Source organism: Nisaea sp., from assembly GCF_040217065.1.
Classification (GTDB): domain Bacteria; phylum Pseudomonadota; class Alphaproteobacteria; order Thalassobaculales; family Thalassobaculaceae; genus Nisaea.
Genome location: NZ_JAVJNX010000009.1, coordinates 435,544 through 452,162 on the forward strand (window position 1 = coordinate 435,544; position 16,619 = coordinate 452,162).

General features: G+C 62.4%; 17 protein-coding genes. 10 read left to right on the top strand and 7 right to left on the bottom strand.

Annotated features, from left to right (window positions below):
* The first annotated feature begins 149 nt into the window (after window positions 1-149).
* From RH950_RS14370 to RH950_RS14395, 6 genes are all read left to right on the top strand, one after another.
* The gene (locus RH950_RS14370) at window positions 150-1,325 is read left to right on the top strand and encodes an NAD(P)/FAD-dependent oxidoreductase (RefSeq protein ID WP_350057902.1); all 1,176 of its coding nucleotides are present in this window, start codon (window positions 150-152) and stop codon (window positions 1,323-1,325) included.
* A gap of 175 nt (window positions 1,326-1,500) precedes the next feature.
* Window positions 1,501-2,295, top strand: coding sequence for a sulfate adenylyltransferase subunit CysD (cysD, locus tag RH950_RS14375; protein WP_350057904.1), 795 nt, complete (start codon window positions 1,501-1,503; stop codon window positions 2,293-2,295).
* Between the two features lie 39 nt (window positions 2,296-2,334).
* Window positions 2,335-4,221, top strand: coding sequence for an adenylyl-sulfate kinase (gene cysC, locus RH950_RS14380; protein ID WP_350057906.1), 1,887 nt, complete (start codon window positions 2,335-2,337; stop codon window positions 4,219-4,221).
* 120 nt (window positions 4,222-4,341) lie between these two features.
* Entirely contained in the window at window positions 4,342-5,565 is a 1,224-nt protein-coding gene (locus RH950_RS14385; RefSeq protein WP_350057908.1) for a 2OG-Fe(II) oxygenase, read from the top strand.
* A gap of 30 nt (window positions 5,566-5,595) precedes the next feature.
* Complete coding sequence (locus RH950_RS14390; RefSeq protein ID WP_350057910.1) at window positions 5,596-6,141, top strand: sigma-70 family RNA polymerase sigma factor; 546 nt, start codon at window positions 5,596-5,598, stop codon at window positions 6,139-6,141.
* Entirely contained in the window at window positions 6,122-6,889 is a 768-nt protein-coding gene (locus tag RH950_RS14395) for an anti-sigma factor family protein (protein ID WP_350057912.1), read from the top strand. The genes RH950_RS14390 and RH950_RS14395 overlap by 20 nt, the downstream gene beginning before the upstream one ends.
* A 22-nt stretch (window positions 6,890-6,911) precedes the next feature.
* Here the strand turns inward: RH950_RS14395 and RH950_RS14400 are convergent, their stop codons facing one another.
* From RH950_RS14400 to RH950_RS14420, 5 genes are all read right to left on the bottom strand, one after another.
* A complete protein-coding gene (locus RH950_RS14400) occupies window positions 6,912-7,169 on the bottom strand; it encodes a hypothetical protein (protein WP_350057914.1) in 258 nt (85 codons plus the stop codon).
* A complete protein-coding gene (locus RH950_RS14405; RefSeq protein WP_350057916.1) occupies window positions 7,166-7,792 on the bottom strand; it encodes a helix-turn-helix transcriptional regulator in 627 nt (208 codons plus the stop codon). Before RH950_RS14405 ends, RH950_RS14400 begins: the two co-directional genes overlap by 4 nt.
* 74 nt (window positions 7,793-7,866) lie before the next feature.
* Window positions 7,867-9,444 (bottom strand): cisplatin damage response ATP-dependent DNA ligase, encoded by a 1,578-nt coding sequence (locus RH950_RS14410; protein WP_350057918.1) that lies wholly within the window; start codon window positions 9,442-9,444, stop codon window positions 7,867-7,869.
* Window positions 9,444-10,469: a ligase-associated DNA damage response exonuclease gene (locus RH950_RS14415; RefSeq protein ID WP_350057920.1), complete on the bottom strand. Its 1,026-nt coding sequence runs from the start codon at window positions 10,467-10,469 to the stop codon at window positions 9,444-9,446. Before RH950_RS14415 ends, RH950_RS14410 begins: the two co-directional genes overlap by 1 nt.
* Before the next feature lie 2 nt (window positions 10,470-10,471).
* On the bottom strand, window positions 10,472-11,077 hold the full coding sequence (locus RH950_RS14420) for an SIS domain-containing protein (protein WP_350057922.1): 606 nt from the start codon (window positions 11,075-11,077) through the stop codon (window positions 10,472-10,474).
* A gap of 227 nt (window positions 11,078-11,304) precedes the next feature.
* Here RH950_RS14420 and RH950_RS14425 point away from each other — a divergent pair, with 227 nt between their 5' ends.
* The 3 genes from RH950_RS14425 to RH950_RS14435 all read left to right on the top strand — a co-directional run bounded on the left by RH950_RS14425 (window position 11,305) and on the right by RH950_RS14435 (window position 14,993).
* The gene (locus tag RH950_RS14425; RefSeq protein WP_350057924.1) at window positions 11,305-11,475 is read left to right on the top strand and encodes a hypothetical protein; all 171 of its coding nucleotides are present in this window, start codon (window positions 11,305-11,307) and stop codon (window positions 11,473-11,475) included.
* Window positions 11,476-11,634: 159 nt separating this feature from the next.
* Window positions 11,635-12,432, top strand: coding sequence for an enoyl-CoA hydratase-related protein (locus tag RH950_RS14430; RefSeq protein ID WP_350057926.1), 798 nt, complete (start codon window positions 11,635-11,637; stop codon window positions 12,430-12,432).
* Window positions 12,433-12,515: 83 nt separating this feature from the next.
* Window positions 12,516-14,993 (top strand): ligase-associated DNA damage response DEXH box helicase, encoded by a 2,478-nt coding sequence (locus RH950_RS14435; protein WP_502889782.1) that lies wholly within the window; start codon window positions 12,516-12,518, stop codon window positions 14,991-14,993.
* 61 nt (window positions 14,994-15,054) lie between these two features.
* On the opposite strand, the gene RH950_RS14440 is transcribed toward RH950_RS14435, so the two are convergent.
* Entirely contained in the window at window positions 15,055-15,234 is a 180-nt protein-coding gene (locus RH950_RS14440; RefSeq protein WP_350057928.1) for a hypothetical protein, read from the bottom strand.
* Between the two features lie 118 nt (window positions 15,235-15,352).
* Complete coding sequence (locus tag RH950_RS14445) at window positions 15,353-15,559, bottom strand: cold-shock protein (RefSeq protein ID WP_350057930.1); 207 nt, start codon at window positions 15,557-15,559, stop codon at window positions 15,353-15,355.
* A 368-nt stretch (window positions 15,560-15,927) separates the two neighbouring features.
* Between RH950_RS14445 and pdeM the strand changes: the two genes are divergently transcribed.
* On the top strand, window positions 15,928-16,602 hold the full coding sequence (gene pdeM / locus RH950_RS14450) for a ligase-associated DNA damage response endonuclease PdeM (protein ID WP_350057932.1): 675 nt from the start codon (window positions 15,928-15,930) through the stop codon (window positions 16,600-16,602).
* Window positions 16,603-16,619: the final 17 nt, after the last annotated feature.

Sequence of the window (16,619 nt, forward strand, 5' to 3'; positions counted from 1 at the left end):
TCAAGCCTCGATCGGACAGCGGAGACGGCGGTCAAGTCAATGGTCTCGGCGGAACTTGTGCCGAACCCCGCCGGCACAAGTAGGACAAGCCTTGAGATTGGGGAAAGTCACGGCGTAGGTTCGGGTTCCTTCTCGAAGTGGATCACGACATGACCTCCAGCACGAACCGTCACGCGGATTACATCATCATCGGCGCCGGCATGGCGGGCGCATCCTGCGCGTATTTCCTTGCGCCGCACGGCTCCGTCCTGCTGCTGGAGCGGGAAAGCCAGCCCGGCTATCACACGACAGGGCGATCGGCCGCGCTTTATATCGAGAGTTATGGCAATGCAGCCATCCGGGCACTGAACCGTGCGGGAAAGCCGTTCTTCTTGAACCCGCCGGCCGGTTTTGCAGAAAATCCGATCCTGACACCGCGCGGCTCCCTTGTTCTGGCCGAGATGGATCAGCTCGACTCGCTCTCCCGGATGCACGAGGAGCTGGCAGCCCAGGCCAGCGGAACGGAAATCGTCGAGGGCAACCGTCTGCTGGAGCTGTTCCCGGCCATCGATCCGGCAAAGATCGTGCGCGGCCTCTACGATCCAAACGACATGGATATGGACGTCCACGCCCTGCACTGGGGCTTCATCCGCGGCATGCGGGCAAGTGGCGGCGAACTGGTGACGGATGCCGAGATCCAGGGACTGACACGGACGGCAGATGGCTGGACGGTCGAGACACGGGCCGGAACCTTCCGCGCGCCGGTCGTCATCAACGCGGGCGGCGCCTGGGCGGACGAGATCGGCAAGATGGCCGGGGCCAAACCGATCGGGCTGGTGCCTAAACGGCGAACCGCCTTCACGTTCGATCCGCCGGAAGGGATCAACCCGGAGGTACTGCCGGCGGTCGTGAATGTCGATGAGGACTGGTACATCAAGCCGGAAGGCGGCCGTTTCCTCGGCTCGCCTGCAGACGAAACCCCATCCATGCCGACGGATGCCCAGCCCGAGGATCTCGATCTCGCCATCGCCGTTGACCGAATCGAGAATGCCACCACCCTTAAGGTCGGACGCTTCCACAGCCGCTGGGCCGGCCTGCGTTCTTTCGTCGGTGACAAGTCACCGGTCGTCGGGTTCGAGCCCGGCCTGGACGGGTTCTTCTGGCTTGCCGGCCAGGGCGGTTACGGCATTCAGACCTCGGCAGCCATGGGAATGACATCGGCAGCTTTGGCGCAGGGCAAACCTCTGCCGGATCAGGTTGCAGCCGAAGGTCTGGCGGTGACGGATCTCGCGCCGCACCGTCCGTCCCTTGCCGAGGCCGTCTATTTCTCCGGGGAAGAGTCCTGAGAAGGAAAAAGAATGCGGCCAAGGCGAAGTCTGCCGACTGGACTGTCCTCAAGCATCGTGAAATGGCGACCGATATGTGCAAATCATTCCCCGCCCTCTTCTGCACTTTTGACAAGATGCCATATGACGCCTAGAAACCGCGCTCCACTTGGATTTTAACGGAATACCCGGCCCGATGGATCATCTCGACGCGTTGGAAGCGCAGAGTGTCTACATTCTGCGTGAGGCCTTTAACAAGTTCGACCGCATGGGCATGCTCTGGTCCCTCGGCAAGGATTCGAACGTCATGGTCTGGCTCGCCCGCAAGGCGTTCTTCGGTCATGTACCGTTTCCGCTGATGTTTTGCGACACCGGCAAGAAATTTCCGGAAATGTACGACTTTCAGAAGAAATACTCCGTCGAATGGGGTGTGAATCTCATTGTCCGCGATTGCCCGCCGATCGAGGAGATTGATCCGACACTGCCGCCGGCCACTCGCTCCGCCGCCCGCAAGACCGAGGCGCTGAAACGCCTGATTGCCGAGCAGAACATGCAGGCCGTGGTCGCCGGCATCCGCCGCGACGAAGAAGCAACCCGGGCCAAGGAACGCGTTTTCAGCCCGCGCGGCGAGAATGCCGAATGGGATTTCCGCGACCAGCCGCCGGAATTCTGGGACCAGTTCAAGACCGACTTCGCCCCCGGCACCCATATCCGGATTCACCCGATCCTGCATTGGACCGAACTGGATATCTGGCGTTACATCCAGCGCGAGGGCATTCCGATTGTCGATCTGTATTTTTCGAAAAACGGCAAACGCTACCGCTCTCTCGGCGATCAGGACATCACCAATCCGATCGAGAGCGAGGCCAGCACGATCGAAGAGATCATCACCGAGCTTGAAGGCACAAGTATTGCCGAACGCAGCGGTCGTGCCATGGACCACGAGGCGGAAGACGCCTTCGAACGGCTCCGCACCGCAGGCTATATGTAAGCCCCCCTTCGCCGCATCAGATCGGTCAAGAGTTCCAAAATGCACGCTTCTTCCAAGATCCCTACTCTCAAGCTTGTCGTCGTCGGCCATGTCGACCATGGCAAGTCGACCCTGATCGGACGCCTGCTGCACGAGACCAACTCGCTGCCGGACGGCAAGGCCGAGGCCGTGATTGCCATGTCCGAACGGCGCGGCATGCCGGTCGAGTGGGCCTTCGTTCTTGACGCCCTGCAGGCGGAGCGCGACCAAGGCATCACCATCGACACGACGCAGATCTTCTTCAATACCCAGCGGCGCAACTACGTCATCATCGACGCCCCGGGCCACAAGGAATTCCTGAAGAACATGGTCTCCGGCGCGGCCCTGTCCGATGCGGCGGTGCTGGTGATTGATGCCAAGGACGGCATGCAGGAACAATCCCGGCGGCACGGCTACATCCTGCACCTGCTCGGCGTGCGGCAAGTCGCGGTCGTTATCAACAAGATGGACCTTGCTGATTATCGCGAGGAGCGCTTTCAGGAACTGACAACCGAAATCCGCAGCTATCTCTCGGAACTCGGCCTGGAAGCGTCCGCCATCGTTCCGGTCTCCGCCCGCGAGGGGCAGGGCCTGATCAGCGCACCGGAAAGGATGCCCTGGTATCAGGGTCCCTCCCTCGTCGAGGTGCTCGACAATTTCACACCGCCGGTGTTGCCGACCGAACGACCGCTGCGCTTTCCGGTTCAGGACGTCTACAAGTTCGACGAGCGCCGGATCATTGCCGGCCGGATCGAGAGTGGCCGCATCCGAACCGGCGACACGGTCCTGATCTCTCCATCCAACAAGACCGTGACGGTCAAGAGCATCGAGAGCTGGAACAGCAGCGCTGCGGCCGTCAGTGCCTCGGCCGGCGAGTCCGTTGGCATCACGCTGAGCGAGCAGCTGTTTATCGAACGCGGCCAGATGATCAGTCACGAGGCGAATGCGCCGTTCGAAACCAACGTTTTCCGTGCCCGCATCTTCTGGCTGGGCCGGAAACCGCTGGAAGTCGGCAAGCGCTACAAACTCAAGCTTGCCACCAACGAACAGACCGTCGAGGTGCAGTCGATCGAGACGGTGATCGACGTCGAGAACCTGACGACCCATGCAGGCGACACTCTGGAGCGCAACGCCATCGGCGAGGTCACGCTCCGGGCCCGCTCCATGCTGGCCCTGGACGAGTTTTCCAACAACCCGAAGACCGGCCGCTTCGTCCTGGTGGACGAGTACGATACGGTCGGCGGCGGCACCATCTTCATGGAAGGCTATCCGGACCAGCGCAGCCGCAGCGACGTGCGTTCGGCCAACATCACGGCGGTCGAGCACCGGGTGACACCGGAGCTGCGTGCCCGTGCCAACGGGCATGAAGGCGGCATACTCTGGCTGACCGGCCTGTCCGGCGCCGGCAAGTCGACCATCGCCATCGAGCTGGAACAGCAGCTCTTCGCCAAGGGCTACCAGGTCTATGTGCTGGACGGGGACAATGTCCGCTTCGGGCTGTCATCCGATCTCGGTTTCTCACCGGAAGACCGGGTGGAGAACATCCGCCGCGTCGGCGAGGTGGCGAAGCTCTTCGCCAGCGCCGGCGTGCTGGTCGTCACCGCCTTCATTTCCCCCTACCGTGCCGACCGCGACCGGGCCCGCTCGATCGCGCCGGAGCTGTTCCATGAAGTCTATGTCGCCGCCGATGTCGCCACCTGCGAAGGGCGCGACCCGAAGGGCCTGTACAAAAAGGCCCGGGCCGGCGAGATCAAGGAATTCACGGGCGTTTCAGCGCCCTACGAAGAGCCTGTGACACCGGAGGTCACGGTCGAAACGGCGGACAGGACAGTGAACGAATCCGTCGCCGAGCTGATGGCATATGTGGAAGAGAATTTCAGCATGGTGAAAAAGAACGGCGGCCGCTAGCTTCAGTCGGATACCATTTCCACTGCCGGTATTTTCAGGGCACCCGGCCCTTATGGAGCCGGACGCGCCGATCAGCCAGTCATCCTGATAAAAATATTCCCCGCCTCATTTTTTTTGAGGATGAAACAGGGCGGCGATTCCGTATCCCAATCAAGTAAACCGGGATGCACCATTATGACCTTTTCCTTACAAATCACAGGTGCAACGCGCCTGTTGCCTGGCGACACCGCACCGAACTTCATACAGCGCAGCATAAAGAACCCACGTTACTCCTTTGACTCGGCTGCCGGGCGGTATCTTGTACTATGTTTCTACGGCAGCGCAGGCAATGCCCGCGCTCAGGCCGCCATCCGGGCTGTCCATGAACGCCCGGATATCTTCAACGACACGCAGGCATCCTTTTTCGGCGTCAGCATCGATCCTGAGGACGAGACCCACAGCCGGGTGGCAAACCGAGCCCCCGGCTATCGGCATTTCTGGGATTTCGACCTGCGCGCTTCGAAGCTTTATTGCGTCGTGCCGACGGACGCCCATCCTGTTCCAGGAGAGTTCCCGCTGTCGCGGCAGTGGGTCATCATAGACCCGACCATGCGCGTGATTGCCTCCATCCCGTTCCATGACGACCAGAGCGATCTCGTCGAAGTCTTTTCCGTTCTTGATAATCTGCCTCCACCCGAACGCTTCGCGGGGCCGGAATTGATGGCACCGATCCTGTTTCTGCCCCGAGTTTTCGAACCCGATCTGTGCCGGCATCTGATCGACCTGTATGAAGCGCAGGGCGGCCAGGAAAGCGGCTTTATGCGTGAGATCGACGGCCGCACGATGGGCGTCACGGATCACAAATTCAAACGGCGCAAGGATTACTGCCTGGCAGACCGGGAGCTGATCGTGGCGCTGCAGAAGCGATTCCATCGCCGTGTCGTTCCCGAGATAGCGAAAATACACCAGTTCAAAGCGACCCGGATGGAACGGTATATCGTGTCCTGCTACGCCGCCGAAGATGGCGGCCATTTCTCGGCACATCGTGACAATACGACCATGGGGACAGCCCATCGCCGCTTCGCCGTTTCAGTGAACCTGAACGACGATTTCGATGGCGGAGAGGTGAATTTCCCTGAATATGGTTCCCGCAGCTTCAAGGCACCGCCCGGCGGCGCCGTGGTATTCTCTTGCACGCTGCTGCACAGGGTCAGCAAGGTCACCCGGGGGCGGCGATATGCTTTCCTGCCCTTTCTCTATGATGAGGAGGCAGCCCGCATCCGCAAGGAGAACGCCCACCTTATCGGTGGAAACGACCCGGCCCCCGAAAAGATGGCAATGCCCGCCGCCGAGGCCGCGACATGAAAAGACCGCATGGAGGCTGTTTGAGAGAACATGGGCACTGATGATCTGGACATTGTCGGACAGTTGGAGCCCCTGCGGCGCTATGCACGGGTCCTGACCCGCAACGCCGAAGCGGCCGACGACCTTGTTCAATCCGCGTTCCTGCGAGCCCATGAACGCCGCGCCACCTTTCGCGACGGCGCGGATGTCCGTGTCTGGCTGATGTCCATTTTGCACAATATCTTCATCGACGAACGCCGCAGCGGATTGACGACGGCCGCGCGCGAGCGCGCCTGGACAGATCTGCAACCCGGCTTCGTTGCACCGTCAGGCGAAATGGCGGTCCGGCTCTCCGAGCTCCGAAATGCGTTCCTCGCACTCAGTCAGGAACAAAGAGAAGCGTTGCATCTCGTGGCCGTGGAAGGGCTCAGTGTCGCGGAAGCAGCGGAAATACTCCGCGTGCCGGCCGGCACCGTGATGTCCCGGGTGGGTCGCGCCCGGGCTGCGTTGAGGGATTTCGAGGAGAAAAGCGGTGCTGACGGGAAGGTGCGTTCTTTCAGACTTGTAGGAGGGCGAGATGGACAGGCAGACCGATAACCACAGCGATATCGAAGCTGACGTGCAGGCCCTGCTGCAGGGACAGCTGGATCCGGAACGGGCCTATGCCGTTGCCGACTACCTTGCCAACAGACCGGAACGCGCGGCCGAGGTACTCGCCGATGCCCGCAACACCGAAGGACTTCGGCTCGCACTTTCGACGCCCTCCGACCCGCCGCCGGCGGAACTGCTGTCGGAAGCCCGCCAGTTGCAGGACAGACTTTGGCGCCGACGCGTTATGAAGCGCATCGCGCCGGTCGCAGCGGCGGTGGTTCTTTTCGCGGGAGGTTGGGCGGCCCATGTCGCGTTGCAGGCCCTTGAGGAGGCCGGCGGCCACCCGCTTGTCGAAACCGCCCTTGATGCCCAGGCAGCGCTCGACCTGAGGCACTGGATGGTATCGCAGCCCGAGAGCACCGTCCTGGACACCAGTGAAATTGTCGGCGCGCTTGGAATCGAACTGCCGAGATTGCCGGATGGCTGGATCGTCCGCGACGTGCAGGTGGTCTCCTCGCCCGAACGCCCCGGTGTCGCCATTGCGCTCGATACCCCGGAGCTCGGCCGCATCCTGCTGTTCGCCATCGCCCGCGACAAGAACGACGGCGAAGCGCCGCCAACTGCGTTTGAATATGAGGGGCGGTCGGTCGCTCTTTTCACAAACAGGCATTCTGCCTATGTCCTGGTCGATAATTCCGGCAACCCGGAGCAAATCTCCAACGGAGCGAGCCAGCTGTTGAATCATCTCAACTGAAAAGAGACCCGCCTGCGCCCGGCTAGAGATGCTTGCCGCGCTCCAGGATCTCCAGCATGTATTCCCGATAGGTCATGCCGAGTTCCCCGGCCCGCTTGAGTCGGCGCTGCAGGATCAGCCGGTCCGGCGGCGGCTCCCACGCCTTGGCGACGGCCTTCTTCCAGTATCTGAGCTGATAGGCATTGCTCAGCGGCGGGCCCATATTGTGGCCGATGCCAATGGGGGCCCGCTTCCGCAACCCGACAAGGGCGGAAACCTTCTTCCGGTCAATGCGATTCATCGAGGCGTGATCCGATAGGCGCAGCGACGCGCGCCGGCGAGGATGTGATCGGTCCGCTCTATCATGCAATCCGGCCCGAGAACATCCTGAAAAAGCTCCAGCTCGGCCCGGCAAATACCCTGGCATTCAGCCGCCGCGGCGCAGATCGGGCAATGGTTCTCGACGAGCAGGAACGAGCCGTCTTCCGCCTGCGACCACGCCGCCATATAGCCTTCCCGCTCCCGCATCGCGGTCAGCCGCTCGAGCCGAGCCGGGAGACTTCCGGCCTTCCCGGTTTCGGCCTTGTAGGCGTCGAGGGTTTCCGTGCGCCGTTTGTCGATCAGACGATCGAGCCCGGTTTCCCCGAACAGCTCCCGCACCGACCGCAGAAGCTCGACGGTGAGCTGCGCGTGATTGTCCGGAAACCGGGCGTGGCCGGTCTCGGTCAGCATCCAGTAGCGTCGCGGCCGGCCGCGCCCCTGGCGTCTGTCCTCGGGCTCGACCAGCCCGGCATCGGCGAGCTTCGCCAGATGCTGGCGTGCGGCTTCCCCGGTCATCGAGAAATGCGCGCCGAGATCGCCGATGGTCTGCGGACCCCGGGTCTTCAGCTGGAACAGGATGCGATCGGCTGCACGGTCATTCATATCGGTTTTCCAAGACGTTACCCGCCTTTATCAAGAAAACGCTTGGTTTGCAAAGACCGGATGAAGAAATCTCTTCAGACAATCAGCCGTTCGAGGATTTCCAGACGATCCGCCTCTTCCGCCGGCTTGTCCCAGCGGATGCGGTGAAAGCGCGGAAACCGCATGGCAACGCCGCTCTTGTGCCGCGAAGACCGGTGCACGCTGTCGAACGCCACCTCGACGACCAGCGCCGGTGTCACCTCGCGGACCGGGCCGAACCGGTTCACCGTGTTGTCGCGCACCCATTTGTCGAGCCGTTTCAGCTCCTCGTCGGTGAAGCCCGAGTACGCCTTGCCGACAGGAACAAGTTCCGGTCCCGCCTCACCGTCCCGCCAGGCGCCGAACGTGAAGTCGGAATAGAAGGACGAGCGCCGGCCATGCCCGCGCTGGGCATACATGACGACCGTATCGACGGTCAGGGCATCCCGCTTCCACTTGAACCACGGTCCTTTCGGCCGCCCGGCCTGATAAGTACTCTCCCTGTGCTTCAGCATCAGGCCTTCGATCTGCCCATCCCGGCAGCCGGCCCTGAGCGCCTCAAGCGCCGCCATGCCGTCGAACGGAACCAGTTCGGACAGATCCATGCGCACCGGCAGCTCCCGTTCCCAGAAAGCTTCCAGGCGCGCGCGGCGCTGCACAAACGAAGCCCCGCGCAGGTCCTCCGGCCCGTCGAACAGAATGTCGTAGAGCCGGATATGCGCCGGGTGCTGCTGCAGCATCTTCGCCGTCACCCGCTTGCGGTTGAGACGCTGCTGCAGGTCGTTGAAGGGGGCAATTTCTCCGTCCCGGAGCACCAGCAATTCACCATCAAGCACGCCCTCGAACGTCATGAAATCGACGATGTCCGGAAAGGCCGCGGAAACATCATCGCCGGTGCGGGAATAGAGCCGCCGCTCGCCGCCCCGGGCCGCAAGCTGGACCCTGATCCCGTCCCATTTCCATTCCGCCGCATACTCCGCCAGCGGCAGCTTTTCCAGTTCCTGTTCGTCCAGTGGATTGGCCAGCATCAGTGGACGGAACACGGCGCGATCGCTCATGTCCGGACGCGATGCCCGCCCCTCAAGCCAGGCAAACAGCGCGTCATAGGGCGGCTCCAGCCCGTGCCAGATCTCCTCGATCTCGTCCACCGACCTGCCGAAGGCCTCGGCCAGCGCCGTCTTGGCCAGACGCGCCGAGACCCCGACCCTGAGCCCGCCCGTGACCAGCTTCAGTAATGCCCAGCGCCCGGTCGCATCCAGCGTGTCGAGCCAGCACTCCAGCAGCGCACCTGCCGCTGTCGCCGTGAGACCATCGAGCTGGTCCGGGATCTCGCCGAGGCAGGGAGGCGCGGCATTTGTCGGCCGTTCCGGCCAGATCAGGGCCACGGTCTCGGCGAGGTCGCCGACAAAGTCGTACGACCAGCCGAACAGCTCCGGATCGACCCGCTGCATGCCCAATTGCCGGATCAGGGCCGGCTTCGCGCTTTTCAGATCAAGCGCACCTGCCAGCGCCGCAAGCGCGATTCCCCGGTCCGGATCCGGCGCGTGGGTGAAGTAATCGCCCATCAGCTTCAGCTTGCTGGTGCGCTGGGGGGCATAGAGCAGCCTGTCGAGCAGTTGGGCGAAACGCTCCATCAGCCCTCCTCCTCATACCCGACCAGCCGCAGCGCCTGTGCCTCCAGGCCTTTCAGCCGGGCAGCATGCACCAGCGCCTCTTCCCGGCCGTGTGTGACCCAGACCTCCGGCGCGCCGACATCGTCCAGCGTCGCCAGCAATTCGTCCCAGTCCGCATGGTCCGAAATGACCAGCGGCAGCTCGACACCGCCCTGCTTCGCCCGCTGCTTCACCCGCATCCAGCCAGACGCCATGCAAATCACCGGGTCCGGCAACCGGCGGGCCCAGCGATCGGCGATGGCGGATGGAGGTGCCAGCACGATCTCGCCCTTCAGGTCCGGACGCGGCTGCCCCTTCTCTCCGGCTGTCGCCGGCTGAAGATCGCCAAGGAAAACACCATGCGCGTGATAGAGGTCGCACAGTGGCAGAAGCGCGCCGTGCAGATAAAGCGGCCGGTCATATCCGGCGGCCCGGATCAGGGAAATCAGCCGCTGCGCCTTGCCGAGGGAATAGGTGCCGATCACATGGCAGCGCTCGGGGAACAGCTCCCGGGAATGCATCAGTGTCGCGATCTCGTGGCTGTCCTCGGGATGCCGGAACACCGGCAGGCCGAAGGTTGCCTCGGTGATGAAGACATCGCAGGGCACAGGCTCGAAAGCGGCGCATGTCCGGTCGGCGCGGCGTTTGTAATCGCCGGAAACCACGACCCGTTCACCCCGGTACTCCAGCACGGCCTGGGCACTGCCCAGCACATGGCCCGCCGGCGCCAGCCAGACCGTCACGCCGTTGATGGTGATTTTCTCGCCAAAGCGGAGCGCCTGGCCGCTTGTGAAGGGAGCCTCGCCATAGCGCACCCGCATGATGGCGAGCGTCTCGGCGGTCGCCAGAACGGCACCGTGGCCCGGCCGGGCGTGATCGGCATGTCCGTGCGTGATGACCGCACGATCAACCACGCGGGTCGGGTCGACATAAAAGCCGCCCGGCTCGACAAGCAGGCCTTCCGGCCTGACCGTGATCCAGCTTGCCCTGCGCGCGGCTTTGGCCATCCCTACTCGATATTGTCCGTTCGTGCCTGCTTACCGAGATAGCCGCCATGGTGGCGAAGTCCATATTCGTGCCGGGTCACGCCCTTGCGCTCCATCAGCACCAGCGCCAGCGCGTCGCTGACAGCAGACATGACGGCCATGCTGGCCGACGGCGTCAGACCAAGCGGGCATGGCTCTTTCACCGCGCCCATATCGATGATCACATCGGAAAGATCCCGCAGGCCGCTGTCCGGATGCGAGGTGATGCCGATCACCTTGCCCGCATCGACATGCCGGCTGAGTTCGATGAATTCCAGCACTTCCCGGGTCTTGCCGCTGGTCGAGAAGGCGACGATGCAATCCCCCGGCGCGACCATGCCGAGATCGCCGTGAGCGGCCTCGCTGGGATGAATGAAGAAGGCAGGCGACGCCGTGGAACTGAGAATCGCCGCGAATTTATGGGCGATGAAGCCGGCCTTGCCCATGCCTGTGGTGATGATCTTGCCCGGCGTGCCCTGAAGAAAATCCAGCGCCTTCTCGTAGCTCTCATCGACCGTGATCGCGTTGATGGCAGCGGCTTCCGCATCCAGGATCATCTTGATGCGGGAAGTGATATCGGAACTGTTCAAGGGAGCCTCGAAATCTCGGGTTTTGCAGATGCCGGAACTTAACTGAGAGCGGCCAGCGAGGCCAGTCCGACATAGATGGCCGTTCTTGCATCAATGGATAGTAGTCGACGTTATTGCTCTCGTTTCAGCATCAATTCAATGCTGCAATGCAGCATTCTCATTTCACCGGCCAATAACGATCTTGTATGCAGAATTAAGAGAGACGATCGCCGCCAGAGGAGTTCCACATGATTACCGAAAACACCAAGCGCCCACGGGTCTACTTTGCCGAAACCCAGCGGAAATGGTCTGTATTGCAGGCTGAAGCCGCTCTGGAAATGATAGACGGGCTGGCGCGCCATAACGATGCAACCGGCGCGCTCGGTAAAAACGCCCAGGCGGCCCAGAAAGCCGCCTGACCTTCGCAGCCACGAACAACAAAGCCGGATCAGCGTCGGAGACGCGCGTCCGGCTTATTTAGTGTCCACATCCAGACTGCGGTTTGACAGTTCGGCATCAGCGCCTACTCTTCGCGGGCTCCGTCCGGAGTCGATTTCCAGCGCACGAAGAGGCTCTCCATGTCCGAACCCGTTGTCCTGCTTGCCAAAGACGCACGCGGCGTCGCCACAGTCACCATCAACCGGCCGGACGTGAACAACGCCTATAACGGCGACGTCATCCAGGGGCTTATCGATGCTTTCGGCGACTGCGCCGCGGACGACAAGGTCCGTGTCGTCGTGCTTCGGGGCAACGGTAAGCATTTCCAGGCCGGCGCCGATCTGAAATGGCTGAATGCCATCGGCGCACTCTCGCCGGAAGAGAATGTTGCGGTTTCCCGCCGCACCGCGTCGGCCGTCTGCGGCCTGAACGATTTCCCGAAACCGACCATCGCATTGGTGCATGGCGGCTGTTTCGGCGGCGGTGTCGGCATTGTCGCGGCGTGCGATGTGGTGATCGCCAGCGAGGACGCCATTTTCGCCATCACCGAGGCGCGCTGGGGCGTCATGGCCGGCATCATAGTGCCGCATCTGAACGCCGCGATGGGTCCGCGCAATGTCCGCCGCTACGCCCTTACCTGCGAACGGTTCGGCGCTGCAAAGGCCGCGGACATGGGTCTGGTACATGAGGTCTGCGCGACCGGCTCCCTGGACGAGGCCGCCGCACCAGTGATCGAGCAATTGCTGCTCTCCGCCCCCGAGGCCATGGCTCAGACCAAACAGGTCGTGCTGGAACACGCCAATATCACCCTGTCCGAATCCTATTTCGAGCAACTTGTTGCCCAGCACGCGGCGAAACGGCAGTCGGCGGAAGCGGCCGAAGGCCTGAAAAGTTTCGCGGAGAAGCGCCAGCCGGCGTGGTATCCGGGCGCAGTGTGACGATCCGGTTCGGCGCCGGACCGGACAAAGCCGGGGCACTTTAGTCTCTTGCCGAAACCCGGTCCGGCAGCCACCTTTCCAGAATGCCTGATACCGCCGCCCAGATACCACCGGACATGGCCGGTCTGCCGGACACATTCCGCGACTGGTTCGCGGAAAAAGGCTGGAGCCCGCATCCACATCAGCTCGACATGCTGCGCGCGGCGACGGCGGGCAAGCACACCCTATTGATTGCCCCGACCGGCGGCGGCAAGACCCTCGCAGGATTTCTGCCCAGCCTGATCGCACTCGCCGACGCGCCCTATGACGGCCTCCACACTCTCTATATCTCGCCTTTGAAGGCTCTGGCCGTCGATATTCATCGCAACCTGACGCTGCCGATCGAGGAGATGGCGCTGCCGGTCACGGCGGAAACCCGGACCGGCGATACGCCACAATCGAAGAAGCAGCGCCAGCGCGGAAATCCTCCGAATATCCTGCTGACCACGCCGGAAAGCCTCGCCCTGCTGATTTCCTATGCCGATGCCCCCCGGATATTCCGGCGGCTGCGCACCATCGTCATCGACGAGCTGCATGCGCTGGCACCGAACAAGCGGGGCGAGTTGCTGTCACTTGGCCTGGCCCGCCTGGCAAAGCTGGCACCGGAGGCCCGCCGCGTCGGGCTGTCTGCCACAGTCGCCTATCCGGACGCGCTGGAAGCCTATCTGTCGCCAACGGGCAAGACCGGCAGCGGCACGGTCGAACGCGTCAGCGGCGGCGGTGCCGTCGCCGCCGAGGTCCGGATCATGATCGGGCGCGGGCATTTCCCCTGGTCCGGCCATATGGGCAGCTACGCGGTTGAGGATATCTACGAGCAGATCTGCGGCGCCGCGACCACGCTGGTTTTCGTCAATACAAGGGCACAGGCGGAGATCCTGTTCCAGGCGCTCTGGAAGATCAACGAACAGAACCTGCCGATCGCCCTGCACCACGGATCGCTCGCCGCGGAACAGCGGCGCAAGGTGGAAGCGGTAATGTCGAAAGGTGGATTGCGTGCCGTCGTCGCCACCTCCTCGCTCGATCTCGGGATCGACTGGGCGGCGGTCGATCTGGTCATCCAGGTTGGTGCGCCGAAAGGCTCCTCGCGCCTGCTGCAAAGGATCGGCCGGGCCAATCACCGGCTCGATCAGCCCAGCCGGGCCATCCTGATCCCGGCAAACCGGTTCGAGGTGCTGGAATGCCAGGCCGCCATCGATGCGGTGAACGAGATGACCCTCGACGGGGACCTGCCGAGCGAGGGCGCACTGGACGTTTTGGCCCAGCATATCCTCGGTACCGCCTGCGCAGGCCTGTTTCATCCCGATCAGCTTTACGAGGAAGTCCGCACCGCCGCGCCCTACGCCGAACTCAGCCGGGAAGATTTCGACGCCGTTCTGCGTTTCGTGACGGACGGCGGCTACGCCCTGCGCACCTATGACCGGTTCCGGAGGCTGCGGCCGACACCGGACGGGCTGCTGACCGTCGTCAATCAGCGCGTCGCCCGGTCTTACCGGATGAATGTCGGCACCATCGTCGAGGCCATCACGCTGAAGGTCCGGATGCGCCGAGGCCGGTTCCTCGGCGAGATCGAGGAATATTTCGTTCAGGGCCTGACACCGGGCGACACCTTCCTGTTCGCCGGACAGCTGCTGACATTTGAAGGCGTCCGCGAGACCGTCGTGGAAGTCAGTCCCGGAAAAGGCGAGGAGCCGGAGATCCCGGCCTATATGGGCGGCCGCCTGCCCTTCACGACGCACCTGTCGGACCGGGTCCGGGCGATGCTGGAGGATGACGGGAACTGGCCAGCCCTGCCGGCACCGGTCGAGGACTGGCTGCGCATGCAGCAATGGCGCTCGGTCATGCCGAAACGGGACCGGCTGCTGGTGGAAATCTTTCCGCGCGCCGGAAAGTACTATCTGGTCGCCTATTGTTTTGCCGGACGGAACGCGCACCAGACCCTCGGCATGCTGCTCACCCGGCGGATGGAACGGGCGGGCCTCGACCCGCTCGGTTTCGTTGCCACCGATTATGTGATTGCGATCTGGGGGTTGAAGGCGCCGCGGGCGGAGGATGTGGCGGCGCTGTTCGACCAGGACATGCTGGGCGATGATCTTGAGGAATGGATGGCGGAATCGACCCTGCTGAAGCGGACTTTCCGCAACGTCGCGGTGATCGCCGGCCTGATCGAGCGCAAGCTTCCCGGACATGAGAAGACCGGCCGTCAGGTCACCTTCAATGCGGATCTGATCTATGACGTGCTGCGCAGTCACGAGCCGGACCATGTCCTGCTGCGCGCCACCCGGGCGGACGCCGCCCGCGGCCTGACCGACATCCGCCGGTTGGCGGATCTGCTGGTTCAGGTGCAGGGAAAGATCGACATACGCCCGCTCGACCGGGTTTCCCCGCTAGCGGTGCCCATCCTGCTCGAAATCGGCAAGGAACAGGTTCATGGCGGCGCACTCGATACATTGCTCGAAGAAGCCGAGGCCGATCTGGTTGCCGAGGCGACCGGAGGAACACTCCAGGCGCGGCTGCCGATCTAGGCCCGGCGACTTCGCATCAGGTTGGAGGGACGGGGGTGGAGGCTCTCGCAGAAACGTCGCGCTAGTTGACGACGACGTCCGGGATACCGTCATACATTTCAGAAATGATGTAGCGGGCATGGTTGATCATTTTCGGGCTCTCCGAGCCCTTGATCGAAAACAGGTTCGTACCGCTTGATCGGGAAAAGGAAACGTAGTTCTGCAGGCCATAATTGGTCAGGAAAGTAGTCTCGAAGTTCATAATTACCTTGAAGATTTTAAAGTCGGCGGCGGATCACAATTGATCGAACGCGGCCCGTAGATAGAAAGACCGAACGAGGGCGATCAGGAACCGCCCCCGTTCAATGTATTCGGCGTCTTTAGAGGACTTTCACATTCTCGGCGGACATTTTGCCGCCCTGGCCCGGGACCAGATCGAACGAGACCCGCTGGCCTTCGTCGACGCTGGCGATGCCGGCGCGCTCAAGCGCGGTGATGTGAAGGAAAGCATCCTTCGAGCCGTCTTCCGGTTCGATGAAGCCATAGCCCTTGGTTGCGTTGAACCATTTAACAGTACCAGTCGTCATGATTTAATACCTTTCACGACAGATTAAGCGGTCCGCCGCACAATGCCACAGACCGAAGTTAACGCTCAAAAATGTCGGAGAAGGAACTTGGTCGACCGGCAAGGCGGCGAGGCAGTCTTTTAACAGCGACTTCTAAACGTTGCTGATACATAGGACTTGAGCGCATATGCGCAAGTCCTTTTAGGTACGGTCACATGTTTTTGAATGCAAAGAGAGACGCACTGCAACAAGGGACAACCAGATAGTCAATTGGTATTGTTGCATTAAGTTAGAATCCCGCCCTGAAATCAGGATTGTTAAATATATTGGTCAGCGGGCCAGGTTGGATGCCCCTTGACCCGGTTCCGGGGATCGGCCAAAGCAGCGCCATGGCTTCTGAACCGCTTATCCTCAACGGCGTCACCCTGATCGCGGATCTTTCCGGCATCCTGTTCTGGCCGGACCGGTCCCTGCTCGTCGTCTCAGACCTGCATCTGGAAAAGGGATCGAGTTACGCCGCGAAAGGCATCCATCTGCCCCCCTACGATACGGCGGAGACCCTCAAGCGGCTGGCTACGGCCTGTGACCATTACCGGCCCGGGACCGTGATCTGCCTTGGCGACAATTTTCATGATACCGGCGGGCCGGGACGGATGGCGGACAGCGACCGCGCGTCGCTCGCCCCGCTGGTCGCCGGGCGTGACTGGTGCTGGATCACGGGCAATCACGACCCGGTACTGCCCGGTGACCTGCCCGGCAGACATTTGTCCGAAATGACCGTGGGCGCCCTCACCTTCCGGCACGAGGCCGCAAAGGCCCCGGTCAGCGGCGAGGTTAGCGGCCACTATCATCCCTCGGCGCGGGTGCGGACCCGCCAGAAATCTCTGAGCGGCCGCTGTTTCGCCCATAACGGACAAAGACTGATCATGCCGGCCTTCGGCGCCCTGACCGGTGGCCTGAATGTCCGGGACGCGGCCATCCGCGCCGTCCTCGGCAGAAATCTCGACGTTCTCTTCCTCGGCCCGAAGCGCCTTTACCGGTTTCCGGTCGATCGGCTTTGTTGAGACGAAGTGATCCGCCC

Bases quoted from the DNA above. Each gene is read 5' to 3' on its own strand.
- RH950_RS14370 (WP_350057902.1), top strand. From the start codon at position 150: ATGACCTCCAGCACGAACCGTCACGCGGATTACATCATCATCGGCGCC.
- cysD (WP_350057904.1), top strand. From the start codon at position 1,501: ATGGATCATCTCGACGCGTTGGAAGCGCAGAGTGTCTACATTCTGCGT.
- cysC (WP_350057906.1), top strand. From the start codon at position 2,335: ATGCACGCTTCTTCCAAGATCCCTACTCTCAAGCTTGTCGTCGTCGGC.
- RH950_RS14385 (WP_350057908.1), top strand. From the start codon at position 4,342: ATGAAACAGGGCGGCGATTCCGTATCCCAATCAAGTAAACCGGGATGC.
- RH950_RS14390 (WP_350057910.1), top strand. From the start codon at position 5,596: ATGGGCACTGATGATCTGGACATTGTCGGACAGTTGGAGCCCCTGCGG.
- RH950_RS14395 (WP_350057912.1), top strand. From the start codon at position 6,122: ATGGACAGGCAGACCGATAACCACAGCGATATCGAAGCTGACGTGCAG.
- RH950_RS14400 (WP_350057914.1), bottom strand. From the start codon at position 7,169: ATGAATCGCATTGACCGGAAGAAGGTTTCCGCCCTTGTCGGGTTGCGG.
- RH950_RS14405 (WP_350057916.1), bottom strand. From the start codon at position 7,792: ATGAATGACCGTGCAGCCGATCGCATCCTGTTCCAGCTGAAGACCCGG.
- RH950_RS14410 (WP_350057918.1), bottom strand. From the start codon at position 9,444: ATGGAGCGTTTCGCCCAACTGCTCGACAGGCTGCTCTATGCCCCCCAG.
- RH950_RS14415 (WP_350057920.1), bottom strand. From the start codon at position 10,469: ATGGCCAAAGCCGCGCGCAGGGCAAGCTGGATCACGGTCAGGCCGGAA.
- RH950_RS14425 (WP_350057924.1), top strand. From the start codon at position 11,305: ATGATTACCGAAAACACCAAGCGCCCACGGGTCTACTTTGCCGAAACC.
- RH950_RS14430 (WP_350057926.1), top strand. From the start codon at position 11,635: ATGTCCGAACCCGTTGTCCTGCTTGCCAAAGACGCACGCGGCGTCGCC.
- RH950_RS14435 (WP_502889782.1), top strand. From the start codon at position 12,516: ATGCCTGATACCGCCGCCCAGATACCACCGGACATGGCCGGTCTGCCG.
- RH950_RS14440 (WP_350057928.1), bottom strand. From the start codon at position 15,234: ATGAACTTCGAGACTACTTTCCTGACCAATTATGGCCTGCAGAACTAC.
- RH950_RS14445 (WP_350057930.1), bottom strand. From the start codon at position 15,559: ATGACGACTGGTACTGTTAAATGGTTCAACGCAACCAAGGGCTATGGC.
- pdeM (WP_350057932.1), top strand. From the start codon at position 15,928: ATGGCTTCTGAACCGCTTATCCTCAACGGCGTCACCCTGATCGCGGAT.